This window comes from Proteus sp. GOKU (assembly GCF_015475555.1).
In the GTDB taxonomy this organism is placed as follows: domain Bacteria; phylum Pseudomonadota; class Gammaproteobacteria; order Enterobacterales; family Enterobacteriaceae; genus Proteus; species Proteus mirabilis_B.
Genome location: NZ_CP034105.1, coordinates 76,871 through 99,986 on the forward strand (window position 1 = coordinate 76,871; position 23,116 = coordinate 99,986).

At 40.3% G+C, this 23,116-nt stretch carries 17 protein-coding genes; 7 read left to right on the top strand and 10 right to left on the bottom strand.

Translation table 11 applies throughout. The features are described from left to right. The first annotated feature begins 129 nt into the window (after positions 1–129). A complete protein-coding gene (zapB, locus tag EHE21_RS00370; RefSeq protein WP_036933299.1) occupies positions 130–372 on the top strand; it encodes a cell division protein ZapB in 243 nt (80 codons plus the stop codon). A gap of 92 nt (positions 373–464) precedes the next feature. On the opposite strand, the gene rraA is transcribed toward zapB, so the two are convergent. The 7 genes from rraA to priA all read right to left on the bottom strand — a co-directional run bounded on the left by rraA (position 465) and on the right by priA (position 8,491). Then, positions 465–968, bottom strand: a complete 504-nt coding sequence (gene rraA, locus EHE21_RS00375) for a ribonuclease E activity regulator RraA (protein ID WP_088494084.1) — start codon at positions 966–968, stop codon at positions 465–467. 109 nt (positions 969–1,077) lie between these two features. Continuing rightward, positions 1,078–1,995, bottom strand: a complete 918-nt coding sequence (locus EHE21_RS00380) for a 1,4-dihydroxy-2-naphthoate polyprenyltransferase (RefSeq protein ID WP_075672991.1) — start codon at positions 1,993–1,995, stop codon at positions 1,078–1,080. A 97-nt stretch (positions 1,996–2,092) separates the two neighbouring features. Then, positions 2,093–3,427, bottom strand: a complete 1,335-nt coding sequence (gene hslU / locus EHE21_RS00385; RefSeq protein ID WP_075672990.1) for an HslU--HslV peptidase ATPase subunit — start codon at positions 3,425–3,427, stop codon at positions 2,093–2,095. A 12-nt stretch (positions 3,428–3,439) separates the two neighbouring features. Continuing rightward, on the bottom strand, positions 3,440–3,970 hold the full coding sequence (gene hslV / locus EHE21_RS00390) for an ATP-dependent protease subunit HslV (protein WP_006534149.1): 531 nt from the start codon (positions 3,968–3,970) through the stop codon (positions 3,440–3,442). 114 nt (positions 3,971–4,084) lie between these two features. Beyond that, entirely contained in the window at positions 4,085–4,882 is a 798-nt protein-coding gene (ftsN, locus tag EHE21_RS00395) for a cell division protein FtsN (protein ID WP_194951583.1), read from the bottom strand. A gap of 70 nt (positions 4,883–4,952) precedes the next feature. Continuing rightward, positions 4,953–5,948, bottom strand: a complete 996-nt coding sequence (cytR, locus tag EHE21_RS00400) for a DNA-binding transcriptional regulator CytR (protein ID WP_228766794.1) — start codon at positions 5,946–5,948, stop codon at positions 4,953–4,955. Positions 5,949–6,289: 341 nt separating this feature from the next. Beyond that, positions 6,290–8,491 (bottom strand): primosomal protein N', encoded by a 2,202-nt coding sequence (gene priA, locus EHE21_RS00405; protein WP_194951585.1) that lies wholly within the window; start codon positions 8,489–8,491, stop codon positions 6,290–6,292. Between the two features lie 203 nt (positions 8,492–8,694). Here priA and rpmE point away from each other — a divergent pair, with 203 nt between their 5' ends. Beyond that, positions 8,695–8,907 (top strand): 50S ribosomal protein L31, encoded by a 213-nt coding sequence (gene rpmE, locus EHE21_RS00410; RefSeq protein ID WP_006534140.1) that lies wholly within the window; start codon positions 8,695–8,697, stop codon positions 8,905–8,907. A 212-nt stretch (positions 8,908–9,119) separates the two neighbouring features. After that, entirely contained in the window at positions 9,120–10,424 is a 1,305-nt protein-coding gene (gene yjjJ, locus EHE21_RS00415; RefSeq protein WP_194952565.1) for a type II toxin-antitoxin system HipA family toxin YjjJ, read from the top strand. 206 nt (positions 10,425–10,630) lie between these two features. Here yjjJ and metJ read toward each other — a convergent pair whose 3' ends face one another. Continuing rightward, complete coding sequence (gene metJ, locus EHE21_RS00420) at positions 10,631–10,948, bottom strand: met regulon transcriptional regulator MetJ (RefSeq protein ID WP_006534139.1); 318 nt, start codon at positions 10,946–10,948, stop codon at positions 10,631–10,633. Positions 10,949–11,230: 282 nt separating this feature from the next. On the opposite strand from metJ, the gene metB reads away from it, so the two are divergent. The 3 genes from metB (at position 11,231) to ppc (ending at position 18,395) form a co-directional block, all read left to right on the top strand. Next, complete coding sequence (metB, locus tag EHE21_RS00425; protein WP_194951586.1) at positions 11,231–12,391, top strand: cystathionine gamma-synthase; 1,161 nt, start codon at positions 11,231–11,233, stop codon at positions 12,389–12,391. A 9-nt stretch (positions 12,392–12,400) separates the two neighbouring features. Continuing rightward, positions 12,401–14,839: a bifunctional aspartate kinase/homoserine dehydrogenase II gene (locus EHE21_RS00430; protein WP_194951587.1), complete on the top strand. Its 2,439-nt coding sequence runs from the start codon at positions 12,401–12,403 to the stop codon at positions 14,837–14,839. A gap of 919 nt (positions 14,840–15,758) precedes the next feature. After that, positions 15,759–18,395: a phosphoenolpyruvate carboxylase gene (gene ppc / locus EHE21_RS00435; RefSeq protein WP_194951588.1), complete on the top strand. Its 2,637-nt coding sequence runs from the start codon at positions 15,759–15,761 to the stop codon at positions 18,393–18,395. A gap of 51 nt (positions 18,396–18,446) precedes the next feature. Here the strand turns inward: ppc and phrB are convergent, their stop codons facing one another. Together phrB and proP are read right to left on the bottom strand one after the other, a co-directional pair. Then, positions 18,447–19,874, bottom strand: coding sequence for a deoxyribodipyrimidine photo-lyase (phrB, locus tag EHE21_RS00440; protein ID WP_194951589.1), 1,428 nt, complete (start codon positions 19,872–19,874; stop codon positions 18,447–18,449). A gap of 10 nt (positions 19,875–19,884) precedes the next feature. Further along, the gene (proP, locus tag EHE21_RS00445) at positions 19,885–21,387 is read right to left on the bottom strand and encodes a glycine betaine/L-proline transporter ProP (protein WP_072070617.1); all 1,503 of its coding nucleotides are present in this window, start codon (positions 21,385–21,387) and stop codon (positions 19,885–19,887) included. A gap of 711 nt (positions 21,388–22,098) precedes the next feature. Between proP and EHE21_RS00450 the strand changes: the two genes are divergently transcribed. Next, positions 22,099–23,112, top strand: coding sequence for a LysR substrate-binding domain-containing protein (locus tag EHE21_RS00450; protein ID WP_194951590.1), 1,014 nt, complete (start codon positions 22,099–22,101; stop codon positions 23,110–23,112). The last annotated feature ends 4 nt before the right edge of the window (positions 23,113–23,116 follow it).

The window sequence follows — 23,116 nt, forward strand, 5'->3', positions numbered from 1 at the left end:
ACATTTGTAATGTGATCTGACCAGTGTTTTTGATAAATTGAAAAAAGAATGTAATTCCTCGGAAGATGCTAGACAGTTGTTGATAGGCTACTTACAATCGGAAGTATCGATTATATGGGGGATTACAGTATGTCATTTGAAGTTTTCGAGAAGTTAGAATCAAAAGTACAACAAGCAATTGATACCATCACGTTATTACAGATGGAAATCGAAGAGCTAAAAGAAAAAAATGATGCGCTGAACCAAGAAGTTCAAGAAGCGAAAGGATCGCGCGAAGCTCTTGTTCGTGAAAACGAAGAGCTGAAACAAGAGCAATCAAGCTGGCAAGAGCGTTTACGCGCACTGTTAGGCAAAATGGAAGACGTGCAATAATTGTCTTTGTTTGCTTAAAGCCTAAAAAACAAAAGCCACCGTTAGGTGGCTTTTGAGTATTGAAATCGTAAGAACGCAGATAAAAGTAACAATTACTCTTCAATCAAATCTTCATCTAAGCCTAATGGCTCTTCAGATAAGATGATCCCTGTGTTATCAGCATAAAGATAATCACCAGAGAAGAAGGTAACGCCTCCGAAGTTAACACGGATATCACTTTCACCAATGCCTTCACTTGGGCAACCCGCAGGGATAGCTGCCATCGCTTGAATACCTAAATCAAGCTCTGATAATGCATCAACTTGACGTACCGCACCGTAAACGACAATGCCTTCCCATTCATTAGAAACAGCGAGTCGCGCTAGTTCAGCATCAACTAAGGCTTTACGTACAGAGCCACCGCCATCGACCAAAAGAATACGGCCTTTGCCATTTTCTTCGAGTAAGTCATAAAGCAGGCCATTATCCTCAAAACATTTAACGGTGATGATTTGCCCGTTAAAGGCACTTTGACCACCAAAGTTTGAGAAAAGCGGTTCTACGACATTGATATCTTCTTGATAGATATCACAGAGTTCAGAAGTATCATATTTCATAGGAGATTACGTCAGGTTGCCACAGGAAAGTCCAGTATATCCCTTAACAGGGGCGGTTGGCAAAAGACTCACTGAAAATTCAGTGAGTCAAATCAACAATCGAGTGAAATTATTCTAAAACTAAACCTAAAGAGAAAAGAACGTTAGTTAATAGTGCGGCTTTTACCATGTGCTCAAGTAGGGGACGCATCGCCTCACCTGAGTGATCGGCATTCACACGCTTGATATGCAGTAAAAGCATAGGGGTAGCGAGTAAAAATAACCACGCTGTCCAGCGATGCATATAAAGTAGGGTAAAGATAATTAAGCAAGCTATAGAGAGAAAAATAACACAAGTATGGTAAGTACGTGAGCCAGCAGGACCTAAGCGAACAGCTAATGTATTTTTACCCGCCTGAATATCACTTTCTAAATCGCGCATGTTATTAATATTTAGAACAGCGACAGAAAGTAAACCACAGGCTGTAGCAGGAAGTAGGGTAACAATATCAAAGGTATTGGATTGTAAGTAATAAGTTCCGATGACACTTAACCAGCCAAAGAAAATTAAAACAGAAATATCACCTAATCCCATATAACCATAAGGACGCTTACCCACGGTATAAGTAATTGCGGCAACAATAGCAAGTAAACCCATCACTAAGAAGCCAATAGCGTCTTCAGGCTTTTTACAGGCGACAATAATCAGTGCAATACCACAGATACAAGAAATAATAACATTTAGGATCAGCGCTTTTTTCATTTGAGCTGCTGTTATCATGCCTTTTTGCATTCCACGAAGTGGCCCTAAACGCTCTTCAGTATCCGTTCCTTTTACGGCATCACCATAGTCATTGGCAAGGTTTGATAGGATCTGTAACGTTCCCGCCGTCAATATAGCAAGCAGTGCAATAGGTAGCTCAAAATGACCCATCCAATACGCTAATGCGGAACCCGTTACAATGGCAATTAACCCCAAAGGGAGTGTTTTGGGTCGTAAACTTTCAAGCCAGGCTTGAGTCCGGCTAGTGGAATTTAGAGAGCTCATGCTGAAATTCGATACTCATGTTCGTTGTTATTATAAAAATAAGAATGGGAGGCAAGCCTCCCACGTAAATATTGCTGATAAGGATCGCACAAGTTGATTATAAAATAAATCGACTCAGATCTTCATCTGCTACAAGCTCATCCAGATGCTGTTTCACATATTCTGCATCAATCAATACTGATTGACCTTGACGTTCACTTGCATCATAGGAAATTTCTTCCATCAAACGCTCTAAAACAGTATGTAAACGACGAGCACCGATATTTTCAGTGGTTTCGTTTACGCGCCATGCAGATTCAGCAATTTTGCGAATACCGTCTTCGGTGAAGCTAATAGACACACCTTCGGTAGCCATTAATGCTTCATACTGTTTTGTTAACGATGCATTAGGTTCAGTTAGAATACGCTCAAAATCTTCTGCTGTCAGCGCTTGAAGTTCAACGCGAATTGGCAGACGTCCTTGTAATTCAGGAATTAAATCAGAAGGACTTGAAACTTGGAAAGCACCTGATGCAATAAACAGGATATGGTCTGTTTTTACCATACCGTGTTTTGTTGAAACTGTACAACCTTCAACCAGTGGTAAGAGGTCACGTTGTACACCTTCACGAGAAACGTCAGGGCCGGAACTTTGTCCACCACGTTTACAGATTTTATCTACTTCATCAATAAAGACGATACCGTGTTGTTCTACCGCATCAATAGCTTGCTGTTTAAGCTCTTCAGGGTTAACTAATTTAGCCGCTTCTTCTTCAACAATAAGCTTAAACGCATCTTTGATTTTCATCTTGCGCGCTTTTTGTTTTTGCCCCGCTAAATTTTGGAACATAGATTGTAATTGGTTCGTCATCTCTTCCATTCCTGGAGGAGCCATGATTTCAACACCCATTGGTGTTGCAGATAACTCAATTTCAATCTCTTTATCGTCTAATTGGCCTTCACGTAATTTTTTACGGAAAGATTGACGTGCGGCAGAAGGTTCTGATGCTTGCTCTGCTACCCCCCAGTTATTTTTTGCTGGTGGGATCAGTACATCAAGGATACGCTCTTCAGCCATTTCTTCAGCGCGGAAGCGATTTTTATCGATAGCTTGGCTACGTACCATTTTAACCGCAGAGTCGGTTAAATCACGGATAATAGAATCAACTTCTTTACCCACATAACCCACTTCGGTGAATTTAGTTGCTTCAACTTTGATGAAAGGTGCATTCGCCAATTTTGCTAAACGGCGTGCAATTTCAGTTTTACCTACACCTGTAGGTCCAATCATCAGAATATTTTTAGGTGTTACTTCATGGCGCAGCGCTTCATCAAGCTGCATACGACGCCAGCGGTTACGTAGGGCAATCGCCACAGCACGTTTCGCTTTATCTTGACCAATAATAAATCTATCAAGTTCGCTGGCAATCTCGCGAGGAGTCATTTCAGACATGCTCTCTAATCCTTACTCTTTTGAAGAGAGTTCTTCAAAGTTGACATTATGGTTAGTGTAAATACAGATATCTCCAGCGATGCTAAGTGCTTTTTCAGCAATTTCTCGTGCAGAGAGTTCAGTATTTTCTAGCATAGCTCTAGCCGCTGCTTGTGCATAAGGGCCACCAGAACCGATAGCAATTAAATCGTTTTCTGGTTGAACCACATCACCATTACCTGTGATGATAAGAGATGTATTTTCATCTGCAACAGCAAGCAACGCTTCTAATTTGCGTAGCATTCTGTCTGTGCGCCAATCTTTAGCAAGTTCTACCGCAGCTTTCGTTAAATGCCCTTGGTGAAGTTCTAATTTGCGCTCAAACAGTTCAAAAAGAGTAAAAGCATCAGCAGTGCCGCCAGCAAATCCCGCAATGACTTTGTCGTTATAAAGACGGCGTACTTTGCGAACATTGCCTTTCATGACGGTATTACCCATCGTCGCCTGTCCATCACCACCGATTACAACTTGGCCCTTACGGCGAACACTTACGATTGTAGTCATGAGTCAGCCCCTGGTTTAATCAATAAAAAAGTGAGACGGGTAGTGCCTTTATTTAAGATAAAGCACTGCCCGTTGTGTGAATTAGAATTATAGGTGGGGGAGAAAAATTATTTTTCAACCCCCAGAAGAGCGAAGAATACAACCTGATACGCCAGCTCCAGCTGCTTGTCTACTCACAGAGTTGGCTTGTTCTTTATTGTAAGGGCCTGATAAAACGCGGATCCAACCATCATTGCCTTTCGTTACTCGGCTTTCAACACCAGAAAAAGCCAGTGTTGCTCTCACTGATTCAGCTTGTTCGGTATTTTTAAATGAGCCACATTGCACTAAAAAGTTTGCTTCAGTAACGGCAGGTTTAGGTGGTGTAACAATCGCAGGTGCAGGTGCTTGCGGTTGTTGAGTTTGCACTGGCTGTTGTGCAACAGAAGGCGTTGTTATTGCAGGTGGTGTTACAACCACTTGTGAGCGAGGTACTTCACCATTGTAAGGCACCTCTGGCAGTTGAACGGCAGGTTGGCGTTTATCCGCTTCAATTTGTTGTAAAAAACGCAACTGCTCAGGCGAAAGTGTTGCTTTCGGATTAATCTGGCTACCCGATGAAGGATATTCAGGCTGTAAAGGCGTACCTACCTGACGATTTTCCAATTCTTTAATATATTGCCAACGCTCTTGAGGTTTTGGCGGTAGGCTATTCGCTGGATGTTGCCCAGTGACAGTTGGCGTTGTTTCTACGGCTTCTTTTTTATTATGTGTAATAAAATAGAGGCCACCGACAAACAGCGCCACAATAGCGATTGCCGCGATAAGCGTCGTTAAAGGCAGCCCTTTAGCAGCCTTTTTGCTTTTACTTTTCGTTGTCTTTTTACGACGAGCAGATGTCTGCCCTCGTCCCACATAGTCTCGTTGTGCCACAGTTCGATTCGCTGATAATTAAAGGAATAGGTATCACAAACGATATGTTACTTAACATAGTGTGTTTTGCCTAGCTTTTAAGCCGACAGACACTATCTCTTATAATTAGCTCACAATCTAATAAGCGAGAGCCGGGTGCAACAGGTCTACCTTGTAATTGGTCAAGTAATAACAACATAGATTCACGACCAATTTGATAACGAGGTTGTTCCATTGTTGTTAGTGCAGGCTCGCTATAACGTGTGATATCAAGATTATCAAAACCAATCACAGAGAGATCTCTAGGAAGCTCTAACCCTAATTTTTTCGCCTGCCACATAACGCCAATTGCCATAATATCACTATGACAGAACACGGCTGTCGGTGGCTCAGGTAAAGAAATTAGCTTTTTCAGACTTTCTGCACCGCTTTCATGGGTAAAATCACCCCGAATAATATAATCTTCGCGCAAAGGTACGCCCGTTCTACGCATAGCTTGAATATAGCCTTGTAAGCGATAACGACATAAAGGCATATCTTCAGGGCCTGTAATACATGCAATACGTTTATGACCCATTTGCTGTAAATAGTGTGTAGCTCTAAAAGACGCGGTGAGATTATCTATATGGACGGTAGGTAATTCGAGTTCAGGTGCAAACTCATTTGCCATGATCATCGGTGGCAAATTTTTCTGCTCTTCTTTGGAAACATCAAAAGGAATGTGTGAGCCAAGAAGTAACATACCGTCAATTTGTTTGGTAATAATAAGATTAATAAAGGCATTTTCATGTTTTTGCTGGTGTTTACAATCACCAATTAACACGAGATAACCATGTTGTGCTGCAGTTTCTTCGATGCCGCACACAACATCAGTAAAAAATGGATCACTGATGTTAGGTACGATCACAAGGATCGTTTTTGACTCGTTACGCTTAAGGTTCTTTGACAGGTTATGAGGGTAATAGCCCACATCAAGAACAGCCTGTTCAACTTTCTGACGGGTTTGTGAGGATACTTTTTCCGGATTCATTAAAGTACGTGACACAGTTGCTGTGGACACGCCGGCTGCAAGGGCAACATCTTTCATTGTTGCTTGCGTATTATCTTTATTATTCTGTTGCAAACCCCATACCTCCCTTTTGGATGGTTTAGTTAAACGATTGCTTTTTTATTGCAAAAAAACCGCCAATATTCAAAAAAGGATTTTATCGACGGTTTTTAATTCAAGAAATATTCTAAATTGTTATTCTACCCGCTTTTTAAATAGATTCTGTTACCTAGTTTGCATAAAAAGTGTGATACCAATCGTTTTTATGAGGTAGTTCGCAAAATTGATAAATAGTCTTGGGTGGTAACTAGTGCTCAATCGAAATTATATCCTCATCATAAATCGGGCTAAAATGCATTCGATTTAAGTTGAAAAGACTCTTAACAATCAGTTGGGTCAACATCAATATTCCATTTCACTTTTTTACTCTCAGGCAAGGCGACAATCTGAGGATAAGTGATAGACATTAATTTTTGTAAATAACCCCGGGAAGGATGTTGAAGCAATAATTGCCAGCGATAATTTCCACCTCGTTTAGCTTGAATGGCAGGAACGGGCCCCATTACCCATAAATTAGCGTCTCGCATTGGGTGTTGTTCAAAAAACTGTTTGAGTTGTCGCAAGAACTGAGGCGCACGTTGATTATTGTGATCTTCAGAGCGGATCATGATATGGCTAGAATAAGGGGGGAGAAAAGTTGCTTGTCTCTCCACTAAAGCTTCTTTAGTGAAAGCGTCATAGCCCTTTTCTAATAGTGTTAGCAAAAGAGGGTGATCGGGTTGGTGAGTTTGTAAATATACCGCACCTTGTTTACCTGCACGGCCAGCACGACCTGATACTTGAATATAAAGCTGAGCAAAGCGTTCGGCTGCACGAAAATCACTGGAGAACAGCGCGCCATCTACATCAAGTAAAGCCACTAAGGTGACATCGGGAAAGTGATGCCCTTTAGCTAACATTTGCGTACCGATAAGAATACGTGAGCCACCTTGGTAAATATCTTCCAGTTGTTGCTCTAAAGCGCCTTTTCGACTTGTCGTATCTTTATCAATTCGTGTCACTGGCGTATCAGGAAATAATTCGCCGATCCCTTGTTCAAGTTGTTCGGTTCCTAATCCTACTGGCATTAAATTAGTTGAGCCACATTGTGGACATTGTGCTGGAATTCGTCGCTGACTATCACATTGATGGCAACGTAACATGCCATGTTTTTGATGGATCGTGTAATAGTGATCACAGCGAGGACATTCTGCTATCCAACCACATTCATGACATAACAATGCAGGCGAAAATCCACGGCGATTTAAAAAGAGCATCACTTGGTTACCTGCATTAAGGTGCTCTTTTATCGCTTTAATAAGAATTGGAGACAGCCCTGTTGTCAGTGGTTGCCCTTTTAAATCAATTAAATGCTCTGTTGCGGGTTTTGCATTACCGGCACGTTGAGTCAGCGTGAGTTGTTGATATTTCTTTTGCTCAACATTAAAACTGGTTTCAATTGATGGAGTTGCGGTTCCCATTACGATAGGAATATTTTCTTGTTTTGCACGGAAAACGGCGAGATCACGGGCATGGTAACGCCAACCATCTTGTTGTTTATAAGAGCCATCATGCTCTTCATCGATAATGATAATACCAAGATGCTGAAAAGGGGTTAGAAGTGCCGAACGTGTACCAATAATAATGGCATTATCCCCTCGTTTTGCTCGTAACCAAACGGCTAAGCGTTCAGTATCATTTAATCCTGAATGAAGCACGTCCACTGGGGCATTAAAGCGAGCTTTAAAACGACGAATTGTTTGAGGTGTTAAGCCAATTTCAGGTACCAGTACCAGTGCTTGTTTACCTTGTGCGAGGATTTTTTCTAATACACTTAAATAAACTTCAGTTTTGCCTGAACCTGTAATACCCAATAATAACCAAGGTGAGAATTGATCTGCCTGTGCTGTGATTGCACCTACTGCAACAGCTTGCTCTGTGTTTAATTTAAAGCGTTCACCTTGAACGGTAAGACTGCTCTGCCAGTGTATTGGAGCGGGTTGGATAGGGCGGAGATCCACAAACTCTTTCTTTTTTAAGTTATTGAGTGTTGCTGTGGTGATCTCAAACTCATCAAGTTGATGGCGATACAAAGGTGTACGGCGTAGAGCTGCTAGTGCTTGTTGCTGTTTTTTTGCACCTTTTAAGCTGTTGAGGTCGAGATTAACCCCTTCTTCTGTGGCATACCATTGCCATAATGGTGTGAATTCTGCGGGTTTTCCTTGTCGTAATAAAATCGGCATGGCATGAAAAAGCACTTCCCCTAAAGGATAGTGATAATAAGCCGATGCCCAATTTAGCATATCCCATAAAACACCCGGAAAGAGTGTTTCACTATCAAGGACTTCATCAATAGGCTTTAGCTTTTCGATAGGAAACTCACTGTGTGTACTGAGTCCTTTGACAATACCAAGGGAGCGGCGTTTATTCCCAAAAGGCACGATCACCCGACTACCTACAACCGGCGCATCGATCCCTTCTGGTAACAGATAATCAAAAGAGGAGAACAGTGGTACAGGCAAAATTACCTGAACTATAGTCATATCAGGGTTTCCGAGAGTTTTAGCGAAAAGATGACCTTAAGAATATCACAAAAAGTGTGCAGATTTCATTGCGCGTTTAGTGGATATTCTGTATGATCCGCCCCCTTTGGTAGATAAATTACCAAACACTTAATTTCAATCAACACGACGTGTGGTGTTCGGCTGTGGGCTGAATGGCGACACGGCCTTAGTAGAGGTTTTCCATGCAAAAAGATATCCATCCTAAATACGAAGAAATTACTGCATCTTGTTCTTGCGGTAACGTTATGAAAATCAACTCCACTGCAGGTCATAACCTGAATCTGGACGTTTGTGACAAATGCCACCCATTCTATACTGGTAAACAACGTGATGTTGCAACTGGTGGTCGTGTTGATCTGTTCAACAAACGCTTCAAAATTCCAGGCAGCAAATAAGATATTTGTTGTCACAAGATGTCAGCCTAGTCTGGCATCTTGCAGACAGTTCGGAATTGAAAAAAAGCCCAAAGTTTTTGCTTTGGGCTTTTTTTATGGGTAAAACCTTCTCTTTTTAGATAACAGTGTTGGTAGTGACAAGCGAGATCACAACTGATAAGTTATCTATTCACACATCTATTCATCTATCTATTCATAAAGTAATTAATGTCATGACAATACGCGCTGAAATGATACGACAAATACTACGTAATGGACCTCAGTCATCAAGGCAACTTACTGATATAATAAATATTAGTCAGCCAACGTTGTCACGGGCATTAAATGCGTTGAATGATGATATTGTTCGAATTGGTTCTGGATCTTCTATTCAATATGCTTTACGTGATAGTTTCCGTGGGTTCAATTCAGCTCCTATTTATCGCATAAATGAAGAAGGTAAAGTTAAGCCACTAGGTAAATTAACCCCCGTTTATCCAGAAGGCTTTGTTATGGAGCGGATAGATAATGTGAGCCGACATAGTGAAGGTTTGCCGTGGTGGTTATTGGATATGCGCCCCCAAGGATATCTTGGAAGAGCTTATGCTTCGGCCCATTCGGCTGAGCTTGATTTACCCCACAATCCAGATCGTTGGTCTGATACAGATATAATCAGAGCTTTACTGGCTCATGGGCATGATGCTGTGGGAAATTTGCTAATAGGAGAGCAAGCTAGAGATCAATTTCTGGGTATGCAGACACCAAAAATTGTTGAGCGCGCTAAAACTTACCCCACATTAGCACGAGCTGTTAGTTCGGGAGAGGATCCTGGTTCATCCGCAGGTGGGGAACAACCCAAATTTTGCACCTATACAGAGAAAGGCCATGTTATCGTAAAATTTACGGCTTCCGATGATAACGCCGTTAGTGAGCGTTGGCGTGATCTGCTTCAAGCTGAGCATCTTGCATTAAAAGTGCTTGGAGTTGAAACGGAAGTTTTTGATTTTGAAGGACAACGCTTTCTTGAAATTCCACGATTTGATCGTGTAGGTTCACTAGGTCGTATAGGACTTTTTTCTTTACAGGCACTAGATGCTGAGTTTATAGGACGGGCAAGAGAGCCTTGGCCTGTGTTAGTTAATGAGCTAATTAAGCAAAAACGTGTTCATCCTGATGCTGCGATTAGCACAGCACGCCGCTGGGCATTTGGTATGTTGATTGGAAATACTGATATGCACCATGGCAATTTATCATTTATCAGTAGCCATGGTCGCCCATATGCGCTTTCACCTGCCTACGATATTTTACCAATGGGATTTGCGCCTAAGTCTGGTGGTGAAATAGTTAATACGCTTCGCCCAGTAACATTACTTGATGGGATCAGCGGTGAAATCTGGCAGGAATGTTTAGAGTTAGCCGAGCAGTTTTATACTTTAGCTAATAGCTGTAATTGTTTTTCCGACAATTTTTCGCCATGCCTTAAAGCATTACGTAGTCATCTTGATGAAGCAAGTTCGCGTATATCTCGCCTAGGATAATGACAAATAGACTTAAAAAAAATTAAGTTAAGATAATGCATTGCTGTGTTTGACGCAGATAACTGATGGGAAAAATTTTCGATGTATATCTAAATAACCCCCTTCGAGTAAAACCAAGGGGGTTGTCATAATCTGAAGCCCAAAGTTTTTGCTTTGGGCTTTTTTGTTCGTGTTAATCAAGCAATAAGTCAAAAAATTGACGCTGATTAATACTCCCAAGTATCGGGATCAACCCCGCGCTGGCGCATTATTTCTTTTGCCTCTTCAGGGATTTCATCGTTACGTTCTTTACGTAAGTCTTCATCATTTGGGAGAGGCTGTCCGGTAAATGCGTGCAAAAATGCTTCACACAATAATTCACTATTGGTTGCATGTTTTAGGTTATTAACCTGACGGCGAGTGCGTTCATCAGTCAAAATTTTCAACACTTTCAATGGAATTGAAACTGTAATTTTTTTAACTTGCTCACTCTTTTTGCCATGCTCAGCGTAAGGGCTGATATATTCACCGTTCCATTCAGCCATGGATTACCTTAATTAATATCATTTAGTTGAAGTCAGAATAGGGTTAACCCACATTCTGATGGGCAATACCAGTTTATCATGACTTTTCTAAAACCATCGACTCTTCTGGCTGAGGGTGAGAGAAAAAGTAACAGTCACTGGCGATATTCTCAATTTAGGTATTATTCCATTACTTAATCTATCCGTAAAGGAGTTTAGATGGCTAGATGTATTGACGTCTTGGTGTCTAATTGGATATGCTGTTGTAGACTTCTCCACTTATCGCTGTGACAAGGTGCCTGTATGACGAAGAAAACAGCAACAATTGCTATCCATAATGGGCTAAATGAAGACACTCAATTTGGTTGTGTCGTACCGCCTATCTATCTTTCTAGTACCTATAATTTTTTAGAATTCAATCAGCCTCGTGATCATGATTATTCTCGCCGAGGTAATCCAACACGCGATATGGTGCAAAAGGCATTAGCAGAGTTAGAAGGTGGCGTAGGCGCAGTTGTCACTAGCAGTGGAATGTCAGCAATTCATTTAATTTGTACCGTTTTTCTAAAACCTGGCGATGTGATTGTTGCACCTCATGATTGTTATGGAGGAAGTTATCGTCTTTTTAACAGCCAACAAGAGCGTGGTGCCTATCGTGTGATTTTTGTTGATCAAAATGATGATGTCGCACTGAAACAGGCTTTAGCACATCACCCTAAAATTGTTTTTATCGAAACCCCAAGTAATCCTCTTTTAAGAATAACGGATATTCGAAAAATCAGTGAACTTGCTCATCAACACGGTGCTTTAGTGGTTGCTGACAACACCTTTATGAGCCCTGTTTTGCAAAAGCCATTAGCATTAGGAGCAGATATTGTTGTGCATTCATGCACAAAATATCTCAATGGACACTCAGATATTGTGGCAGGGGTTGTTATCTGTCAGTGTCAGAAACAGCTTGAGGCGCTAAGCTGGTGGGCGAATAATATTGGCGTCACTTCTGGCGCATTTGATAGCTATTTATTATTAAGAGGTATAAGAACATTAGTGCCTCGAATTCGACTTCAACAAGAAAATGCACAGGCATTAGTGGCATTCTTACAAGCACAGCCTTTAGTCGAAAAAATGTATTACCCCGCACTGGAAAATCATGTTGGTCATCAAATAGCAAAAAAACAGCAACAAGGTTTCGGTGCGATGTTAAGTTTTGAGTTAAAAGGGGGATTGGATGTGATTAAACTCTTTTTATCTCAATTAACACTCTTTACACTGGCAGAATCTTTAGGTGGGGTAGAGACCTTAATTTGTCACCCTGCCACCATGACACATGCAGGTATGTCAGAAGAAGCGAAAAAAGTAGCAGGGATCAGCCCCTCATTACTTCGTATCTCGGTGGGTATTGAAGATAGTCAGGATTTAATCAACGATTTGCAAAGTGCGTTTGATGCAGCAACTAAAAGGTAACCATGGATCATGAGCGTAGTGGCGATTAAACAACAGGCGGAGCCGATTTGCCGTCAGTTACATAAATTCGGTGGTAGCAGTCTTGCGGACATAAAATGTTATCAACGTGTCGTGAATATCATGACGAACTATAGCCAACCTAATGACCTAATGGTGGTTTCTGCGGCGGGCTCGACGACGAATCAGTTGATTAGCTGGCTGAAACTTAGCCAAAGTGATCGTATTTCTGCCCATCAAGTTCAGCAAACTTTGCGTCGTTACCAATTATCTTTAATTGAAGGGCTACTTTCAAAAGAGAATGCAGAATTACTTTCTCAAGCTTTTATTGCTGATCTTGAACGTTTAAGCTATTTGTTGGATAAACCTATCACAGACGCAACTTATGCAGAAGTTGTCGGTCATGGTGAAATTTGGTCTGCAAGATTAATGGCAAATCTACTGACAGAGCAGGGTTTACCTAGCGTGTGGTTAGATGCGCGTGAATTCTTATGTGCTGAGAGAGCAGCTCAGCCTCAAGTAAACGAAACTTTATCTCGTCCATTATTACAATCACTATTAGCTAAACACCCTGAAAGTCGTTTTGTTGTAACCGGTTTTATTAGTCGCAACCAACAAGGTGAAACGGTCTTATTAGGTCGTAACGGTAGCGATTACTCTGCCACGCAAGTGGGTGCTTTAGCGGATGTCGGTAAAGTCACAATTTGGAGTGATGTTGCCGGTGTTTATAGTGCGGATCCTCGCAAAGTTAAAGATGCTTGTTTATTGCCATTGTTGCGTTTAGATGAAGCGAGCGAATTGGCTCGATTAGCTGCCCCCGTTTTACATACACGCACACTTCAACCCGTTTCAGGCAGTAATATTGATTTGCAACTTCGTTGTAGTTATCAACCAGAACAAGGTTCAACGCGTATAGAACGTGTTTTGGCATCAGGAACAGGCGCTAAAATCGTTACTAGCCATGATGATGTTTGTTTGATTGAACTCCAACTTCCCTCTCATCAAAACTTTGAACAAGTGGCGAAGGAGGTTGATGAATTACTTAAACGTGCGCAAATCCGTCCTTTAGCGACTGGTGTTGATAAAGACAGCCAACTTTTACAGCTTTGCTATACCAGTGAAGTCGCTAACAGTGCATTAGATGTATTACAAGATGCGGTTTTACCGGGAAAATTACATCTACGAGAAGGCTTCTCACTAGTAGCTTTAGTCGGTGCAGGTGTTTGTAAAAATCCACTTCATTGTCATCGTTTCTATCAACAACTTAAAGACCAACCTGTTGAATTTATTTGGCATGCTGAAGATAACATCAGCTTAGTTGCAGTATTGCGTAATTATACTGAGCATCTACTGCAAGGTTTACATCAAACGCTATTTAGAGCTGAAAAACAGATTGGCTTAGTACTGTTTGGTAAAGGGAATATTGGTTCACGTTGGTTAGAATTGTTTGCTCGCGAACAAGAGCCTTTATCAGCACGTAGTGATTTTGAATTTATTCTTGCGGGTGTCGTTGATAGCCGTCGTAGTTTACTTGATTATCAAGGTATTAATCCAAGTCGTGCATTGGCTTTCTTTGATGAGGAAGCGACAGAGCATAATGAAGAGTCGCTTTATCTTTGGATGAGAGCTCATCCTTATGATGATTTAGTGGTTGTTGATATTACGGCTAATGAGTCTCTTGCTGCCTCTTATGAAGATTTTGCTAGCTACGGTTTTCATGTTATCAGTGCAAATAAAATTGCGGGCTCAGCTTCAAGTGTGCGTTATCGCGCCACACGAGATGCGTTTTCTAAAACAGGTCGCCATTGGCTATATAACGCAACAGTCGGTGCAGGTTTACCGATTAATCATACGGTACGCGATTTGCGTGAAAGTGGTGACACTATTTTATCAATTAGCGGTATTTTCTCTGGCACGCTCTCTTGGTTATTCTTGCAATTTGATGGCACAGTGCCTTTCAGTGAGCTGGTGGAACAAGCTTGGCAACAAGGATTAACAGAGCCTGATCCACGAATTGATTTATCAGGGCAAGATGTGATGCGTAAACTGGTTATTCTTGCTCGTGAAGCAGGTTATGACATCGAGCCAGAGCAAGTACGAGTGGAATCTTTAGTACCTGTACAAGCTGAAACTGGTTCGCTAGAAGAGTTTTTTGATAACAGTGCATTGATCAATGAACAGATGGCACAACGATTAGCTGCTGCAAATGAAATGGATATGGTATTACGTTATATCGCCCGTTTTGATGCTAATGGTAAAGCAAAAGTCGGCGTTGAAGCTGTGAGAAAAGATCATCCTCTTGCCTCGCTATTACCGGGTGATAATTTATTTGCGATTGAAAGCCGTTGGTATCGTGATAACCCCCTTGTGATCAGAGGGCCGGGAGCCGGCAGAGATGTGACCGCAGGCGCAATTCAGTCAGATTTAAACCGCCTTTCCCAGTTACTGTAATTTAATTATTTCTTTTTTATAAAGGTTATCAGCGGGTTATTTTATGCCGATAACCTTTTGTCATTTTTGTGTCATATCACTCAATTTTTTTAAATTCTTTGGCTATACTTGAAGCATCTCTAGTCACAAAGGAGCGATTGATGTCAAAGGTAGTAAGACAGATTGTCCCACTAAGAAATGAAATGACGGAGGTGAACCATCAAGCTAAAGAGAACTTTTGTCAGTAGCTCATGATGTGAAATTTAAGCGTCTTGAGTGGAAGTTGAAGTACGGTTACAACGTGTTTGAACGTTATTAAGAGTACAATTCGATTAACCACATTATTTACAACAGACAACTTAATTTACTGAAAGACAATTCGTTATTCTTAACTTAAAGCGCTGATATTCAGCGCTTTATTCGTTTTTGTCTTATAAAAAACTTAATTGGAAATCGTAGCCTAGTAAAAATGTAAAAAAGAATAAAAATAAGCGATGAAATAGGAATACGAGTCATAACCCACCAGCAAAATTAGCTAAAAACCAAAAAATCGACCAGACAATTTATCAATATTAAAAAAAATCATCTAAATTTCTCGCCAGATAAATTTTCACGTATCTCGCCCTTTCTAGTAAAAAACTCTTCGTAGTAGATAAGAAACGAAAAAAAGTCCTTATTCTAGGTAAAATTGAGCTAGAACAGCATGGATATTAGTCATTCTTATAAGACTAAAGCCGTAATTAAATTTCAGAAAAATCCCCCAAAACGATTATTTTCTGATATGAATAGTAGGCTAAGTAAAAAAAGCAGTGTGGCTTATCACAAAAATCAAAATAAAGTCACATCAGAAATGAAAGTTAATTACACAACTGGGAGGACATGACTTTTCTAATAGGAAGAAGCATGTTGTTACCGCCACAAAGACAAGGTCAGGAGTCTTATGAATCAACAATATTCTGCTATGCGTAGCAATGTCAGTATGCTTGGCAAGCTACTTGGAGATACGATAAAAGAAGCACTCGGTGAAGAAATTTTAGATAAAGTTGAATCAATTCGAAAACTATCTAAATCATCACGAGCAGGTAATGAAGTTCAGCGACAAAAACTGTTGCTGACGTTACAGAATCTCTCTAATGATGAATTATTACCTGTTGCTAGAGCATTCAATCAATTTTTAAACCTGACGAACGTGGCAGAACAATACCATAGCATTTCACCTCACGGTGAAGCGGCGAGTAATCCTGTGGCATTGGCAAAACTGATCACCAGACTAAAAGATAAGAATTTTACCGACGAGCAATTAAAAGAAGCGGTAGAGCAAATCTCTATCGAGCTGGTATTAACGGCGCACCCAACCGAGATTGCACGTCGTACACTTATTCATAAGCTGGTTGAAGTAAATACCTGTTTATCTCAACTCGACCATGACGATCTAGCAGATTATGAGCGTACTAATATTATGCGCCGTCTGCGTCAGTTAGTTGCCCAATCATGGCACACGGATGAAATTAGAAAAATTCGCCCAACACCTATTGATGAAGCGAAATGGGGATTTGCGGTTGTTGAAAATAGCTTATGGGAAGGTGTTCCTGCTTTTTTACGTGAATTTAATGAGCAGCTTAAAGAATCCATTGATTACAACTTACCAGTAGAAGCTTCTCCTATTCGTTTTACTTCATGGATGGGCGGAGATCGCGATGGTAACCCAAATGTGACGGCTGAGATCACACGCCATGCTTTACTATTAAGCCGTTGGAAAGCCGCTGATTTATTCTTAAATGATATTCAAGTTCTTGTTTCAGAACTTTCAATGACAGAAAGTACACCTGAGCTACGTGAATTAGCGGGTGGTGCTGAAGTTGCAGAGCCATATCGTGAAATTGCTAAACAGTTACGTACTCGCTTACAAGTCACTCGTGATTATTTAGAACAACGTATTAAAGGACAGCAATCCTTACCTCCTGAAGGGCTATTAATTGATAATGCCCAACTTTGGGATCCGCTATACGCTTGTTATCAATCACTGACTCAGTGCGGTATGCGTATTATCGCTAATGGGCAACTGTTAGATACATTACGTCGTATCCGTTGCTTTGGCTTACAGCTAGTTAAGCTCGATATTCGCCAAGAAAGTACCAATCACACTGAAGCACTCTCTGAATTGACACAGTATTTAGAGCTTGGTGATTATGCAAATTGGTCTGAAGATCAGAAACAAACGTTCTTACTTGAAGAATTAAATTCTAAGCGTCCACTGATCCCAACTAATTGGCAACCAAGTGCAGCGACTCAAGAAGTATTTGAGACTTGCCGTGTGATTGCTGAATCACCTAAAGATTCTATCGCCTCTTATGTGATTTCAATGGCAAAAGTACCTTCTGATGTATTAGCTGTAAAGCTATTACTGAAAGAAGCTGGCGCGAATATTCGATTACCTGTTGCCCCTTTATTTGAAACGCTTGATGACTTAAATAATGCTGAAAGCGTAATGACGCGTTTGTTTGATATTCCTTGGTATCGCGATTTAATTGATGACAAACAAATGGTGATGATTGGCTATTCAGACTCAGCAAAAGATGCGGGTGTGATGGCAGCATCATGGGCACAATATCGTGCTCAAGATGCATTAATTAAGCTCTGTGAAAAATCAGGTGTGACATTAACACTATTCCACGGACGTGGCGGTACGATTGGTCGTGGTGGTGCGCCTGCACATGCAGCATTACTTTCTCAACCACCAGGAAGTTTAAAAGGTGGTCTGCGTGTGACAGAACAAGGCGAAATGATCCGCTTTAAGTTCGGATTACCACAAGTCACTATCAGTAGCCTTGCTCACTATGCAGGTGCAATCTTAGAAGCGAATTTATTACCACCACCAGAGCCAAAAGCGCCTTGGATTGAGGTAATGGATTCCTTGTCTGACGTTTCTTGTGCAATGTATCGTGACTATGTACGAGGACAAGAAGACTTTGTTCCTTACTTTAGAGCGGCAACGCCAGAAGGCGAGTTGGGTAAACTACCATTAGGCTCACGTCCTGCAAAACGTCGCCCTACTGGTGGTGTTGAAACCTTGCGTGCTATTCCGTGGATCTTCGCCTGGACTCAAAACCGCTTAATGCTACCTGCTTGGTTGGGGGCTGGCGCGGCATTACAGCATGAAATTGATAGTGGAAAACAAGCGGTATTAGACGATATGTGTGAGAACTGGCCGTTCTTTAATACACGTATTGCGATGTTAGAAATGGTGTATGCTAAAGCGGACTTATGGTTAGCAGAATATTACGATCAACGTTTAGTTGAAGAGCGTTTATGGCCATTAGGATCTAAATTACGTCAGCAACTTTCTGATGATATTAAGAGTGTCTTGGCGATTTCAAAAGATGAACACTTAATGGCGGATTTGCCGTGGGTTGCTGAATCTATTGCACTACGTAATGTGTATACAGATCCATTAAACGTACTTCAGGCTGAGTTGTTACAGCGTTCTCGTACTCATAGCGAATCAGACCCTCGTATTGAACAGGCACTTATGGTCACTATTGCAGGTATTGCCGCAGGTATGCGTAATACAGGCTAGAGTCACCAATATTTAGAAATAAAAACAGCGCTTAATAATAGCGCTGTTTTTTTATTTTTTAGCTTTTTCGTAAGACTCAATAGCTCTTATTCGTGCTTTGGCGTGATCAACAATGGGTAATGGATAATCGAGAGAGTTATTGGTTTTTGCTGACCATTCGTGAGGGGTATGAATATATCGATTAGGCACATCGGCGAGTTCAGGAAGCCAATGGCGGATAAACTCACCATCAGGATCGAACTTACGTCCTTGGGTAGTAGGATTAAAAATTCGAAAATAAGGTACGGCATCTGTTCCTGTTGATGCAGCCCACTGCCAACCCCCATTATTTGATGCGAAATCGCCATCAATGAGTTGCGACATAAAATAACGCTCACCCCAACGCCAATCAATTAACAAGTCTTTGATAAGAAAGCTCGCCGTGAGCATACGTAAGCGGTTATGCATCCAACCTGTCTGGTTAAGTTGTCGCATTGCAGCATCAATAATCGGAAAGCCTGTTAAGCCTTGAGTCCAAGCGTTAAATTCATCTTGTTCGTTACGCCAATTGATTTTTTCTGTCCAAAGCTGAAAAGCAATGTGTTTGCATAAATTGGGATTTGCCACAATTAAGTGTTGGTAAAATTCTCGCCAAATAAGCTCGTTAAACCAAACAAATGCGCCTGATGCACTGTTTTCTAAGAAATCAGGTTCAGTTTGGTAAAGGCGATTAAAACATTGGCGAATAGATAACAGACCGATAGAAAGGTAGGGTGATAATCGGCTTGTGCCATCAACTGCCGGAATATCTCGCCATTTTGCATAATGTGGGACACTTTCATAGCAGAACTGTTTTAAACGTTTAAGTGCTTCTTCTTCCGTAGCGATAAAAGAAGATGTGTTTGTGTCTTCAAGTGAAAATAGCGGCGCTTTTAAAGGAGAGACTGTTTTTTGATATGTTCTTATTTCTGGGATAGGTAACGAAGCGTTATCTTGTGAAAAAAAGAGTCGTAAAAATGCGTTTCTAAAGGGAGTAAAAACCTTATACATCTCCCCTTGTTGTGTGACTACATTACCCGGTGGAATAAACACATTGTCATGATAAGCATAAATGGTGGTTTTATTTTCTAGTAACTCAGTAACTTTTTTATCACGGTGTTGTTCATTAAGGGCATATTGGTGATTGAAAAAAAGCGCGCTAACTTGATGTTGTTGGCAATATTCGGCCACTTTATCGGCTGCATTTGAATAAGTATCACAAATCACTAATGTCAGTGGAATATTAAGTTTTGCCAGCGATATTGAAAGATCGAGTAAAGCATCATGAATAAACGCCTGACATGACAAAGCCATATTGTGGGCTTTCCATTGTTCAGGCGTTACGGTGAAAAGAGCATGCACCTGTGCTTGTTTATCTTGGCAAGCGTTAAAGAGTGCCTTGTTATCCGTCACTCTTAAATCATTACGAAACCAGACTAAATGAACAGAAGACGGGTGCATGTAACCTCTCTTAATCTAACTTAGGATGTTGATCGATTAGGGCTTGGCGTTTTTTCTGTAATGCTTCAATTTCCGCTTCGATATCTTCAACACGGTGTTCAATACTATCATAGTGCTCTGATAAAATTTCTTTAGCTTCTGATTTATCCGACGCCGCAGGTGTTGCACCTCGTAAAGGTTTATTTGCGGTTTCGATCATCTTGATACCTGTTATCAAGCCGACAACAGCAACAATCATCAGATAATAAGCAGGCATATATAAATCACCGGTTGCTTCAACTAACCAAGCTGCTGCTGTTGGTGTTGCACCCGCAATTAATACTGAGATATTAAATGCGATTGCTAATGCACTATAACGAATATGGGTCGGGAATATGGCAGGTAAAATGGATGCCATTACTCCAGTAAAACAGTTAAGTAAAACCGCAAGAATTAATAATCCTAAGAAAATTAAACCGATTTCATCACTGTTAATCATCATAAACGCAGGGTAAGCAAGGACAAACAAGCCAATACTACCACCAATAACAAAGGGTTTACGGCCAATTTTGTCACTCAATAACCCAATTACAGGTTGTACGAATAACATACCTATCATAATCGCGATGATGATCAGCACACCGTGATCTGCCGAATAATTTAGGTTATGAGATAAATAACTCGGCATATAGGTTAATAACATATAGTAGGTGACATTAGTGGCAATCACTAAACCTACACAGACGGTTAAACTTTTCCAATATTTCGATGCAATTTCACGTAATGAAACACGAGGTGGATCTTGAATAGATTTTCGGTCGTCGCTATTCATTGCATCAACATGTTGTTGGAATGCAGGTGTTTCTTCTAAAGCATGACGCAAATATAAGCCAATAAGACCTAACGGTAATGCTAAGAAGAACGGAATACGCCATCCCCATTCATGAAATGCGGCTTCACCCAAAATAGTTGAGATAAGTACAACTACACCTGCACCCATAACAAAACCAGCAATAGAACCAAAGTCTAACCAGCTCCCCATAAATCCGCGTTTACGGTCTGGTGAGTATTCAGCAACGAAAATCGCCGCTCCTGAATATTCACCACCAATGGAGAAACCTTGCGCTAATTTAGCGAGTAATAATAAAACAGGAGCCCAAATACCAATGGTTTCATAAGCAGGAATAAGACCAATGGCAAACGTACTAAGCGCCATAATAATGATGGTGACAGATAAGACTTTCTGACGACCAAATTTATCCCCTAACATCCCAAATACAACACCCCCTAAAGGTCTTATAAGGAAAGGGACGGAGAATGTCGCGAGAGCTGCAATCATCTGTACGCCAGGTGATGCACCCGGGAAGAAGACTTGACCTAAAACGTAAGCAAGGAAGCCATAAACACCAAAGTCGAACCATTCCATGGCATTACCTAATGCGGCAGCAGTAATGGCTTTTTTGAGCTTACTATCATCAATAATGGTTATGTCATTGATTTGTAGTGGTTTATTTCTTTTTTTCTTCATTTTCATATTAAGTGACCTTTATTAAGGTATTTGTGATTTTTTTGTTTATCAATTAATTAAAAGAAATGAAGTGACTATTTGTTAGCGAGAAGAGTGAGTGATAAAAATTCACTAAAAAACAGCTTACTTCTACCAAAATTAAATAGTGATATTAAGCTAATAGATAAGGGAATATTTATTAAGTATAGATAAGATTGAATAAGATATTAGGAATTTTTCTTTGTTGTTTTGATATAACAAAACAGAGCCTCTATGTATTAAAATGTGATCAATATCATAACGTAATTCTGCTTTTGTGTAAAATTCATGGTGTTACTAATGGTTAATTTGCGTTAAGTTGACCGAAAGTATCACATAGAAAAACAAGCAAATAAACTTATTTTTTATTTTAATAACAATGTGTTATGTCTATCACCTATTTATTTTTGATATAGGCTAACGTATTTGTATGAGCATTGTGCATAATACAAAGGTTGATCGATAAGTATAAAATAATAACACCTTATTTTGCTTTATTATTCTTTCGAATAGTGAAAGTGAAAATGTGGATAATAGAATAGATCTCGCTATTCTTATTATAAGATTAAATCAAGATAGTATGACGAGATATCACGACAGAGATATTAAAGATAGTTTATCTATTACTCATATTTAGAATAAAAATTTATAAAATTAATAATTAACCGCGCATTTGTGCAGATTAACCCAGGTACCTCTATGAACATTAATCAACTGAAAAGCTTTGTTGAAGTCGTGAAAAATAATTTCAACATTACTAATGCGGCTGAAAAACTCTATACCTCACAACCGACAATCAGTAAGCAACTAAAAATATTAGAAGATGAATTAAGTGTGTCGCTGTTTGTGCGTAAAAATAATAACTTATTAGCATTGAGCCCGATGGGTAAAGAAGTCCATAAAATTGCTTGCGATATTCTTGGGCAGGTTGACCGAATCAAGAGCATTGTGGCTGAAGAAGATCGTAATAAAAAAGTCGATTTACATATTGCGACAACACACACTCAAATACGTTATTCATTGCCGAATGTGATTGATCACTTTCGTCGCTATTATCCTAATATTTCGCTACATTTTCATCAAGGCGCACCCGCTCAATTAGCAGAGATGGTTAAAAATGGCGATGTAGATTTTGCTATCGCAACAGAATCTATGCACCTTTATGAAGATCTTATTACATTGCCTTGCTACCGCTGGACTCGCAGTTTATTAGTTCCTTATGATCATCCTCTTGCGTTATTGAAAGATGATGAGCAGGTTACCATCGAACAAATGGCTGAATATCCACTGATTACTTATGTTTTTGGTTTTACAAGAGGATCTAAATTAGACAAGGTATTTTATAAAAATAATCTTAAGCCTAAGGTGGCGTTAACCGCGACGGATACTGAGATTATTAAATACTATGTTAAGCGCCATTTAGGCATCGGTGTTATTGCAACAGCCTCTTATGATGAGATTGAAGATGGTGGCGCATTAAAATGTATTAATATCGATCATTTAGTGCAACCGAGTTATACCCATATCTGTGTCAGTAAACATACTCATATGAAAGATTATATGCATGAGTTTATTTCTCTCTATGCGCCACATATTGATAAAAATATTATTCAGATGCCAGAGCAATGGGAAACCCAATGGCACAGTAAAGAGGTATACCAAGGATTACCTGATTTACGTTCAGTGAATGTGAATAATAGCGTTGTAGAATAGACGT

Coding starts and splice junctions, on each gene's coding strand:
- ppc (WP_194951588.1), top strand. CDS start 15,759: ATGAATCAACAATATTCTGCTATGCGTAGCAATGTCAGTATGCTTGGC.
- hslU (WP_075672990.1), bottom strand. CDS start 3,427: ATGTCTGAAATGACTCCTCGCGAGATTGCCAGCGAACTTGATAGATTT.
- EHE21_RS00450 (WP_194951590.1), top strand. CDS start 22,099: ATGAACATTAATCAACTGAAAAGCTTTGTTGAAGTCGTGAAAAATAAT.
- metB (WP_194951586.1), top strand. CDS start 11,231: ATGACGAAGAAAACAGCAACAATTGCTATCCATAATGGGCTAAATGAA.
- hslV (WP_006534149.1), bottom strand. CDS start 3,970: ATGACTACAATCGTAAGTGTTCGCCGTAAGGGCCAAGTTGTAATCGGT.
- metJ (WP_006534139.1), bottom strand. CDS start 10,948: ATGGCTGAATGGAACGGTGAATATATCAGCCCTTACGCTGAGCATGGC.
- yjjJ (WP_194952565.1), top strand. CDS start 9,120: ATGACAATACGCGCTGAAATGATACGACAAATACTACGTAATGGACCT.
- cytR (WP_228766794.1), bottom strand. CDS start 5,948: ATGAAAGATGTTGCCCTTGCAGCCGGCGTGTCCACAGCAACTGTGTCA.
- rpmE (WP_006534140.1), top strand. CDS start 8,695: ATGCAAAAAGATATCCATCCTAAATACGAAGAAATTACTGCATCTTGT.
- priA (WP_194951585.1), bottom strand. CDS start 8,491: ATGACTATAGTTCAGGTAATTTTGCCTGTACCACTGTTCTCCTCTTTT.
- phrB (WP_194951589.1), bottom strand. CDS start 19,874: ATGCACCCGTCTTCTGTTCATTTAGTCTGGTTTCGTAATGATTTAAGA.
- EHE21_RS00430 (WP_194951587.1), top strand. CDS start 12,401: ATGAGCGTAGTGGCGATTAAACAACAGGCGGAGCCGATTTGCCGTCAG.
- proP (WP_072070617.1), bottom strand. CDS start 21,387: ATGAAAATGAAGAAAAAAAGAAATAAACCACTACAAATCAATGACATA.
- zapB (WP_036933299.1), top strand. CDS start 130: ATGTCATTTGAAGTTTTCGAGAAGTTAGAATCAAAAGTACAACAAGCA.
- rraA (WP_088494084.1), bottom strand. CDS start 968: ATGAAATATGATACTTCTGAACTCTGTGATATCTATCAAGAAGATATC.
- EHE21_RS00380 (WP_075672991.1), bottom strand. CDS start 1,995: ATGAGCTCTCTAAATTCCACTAGCCGGACTCAAGCCTGGCTTGAAAGT.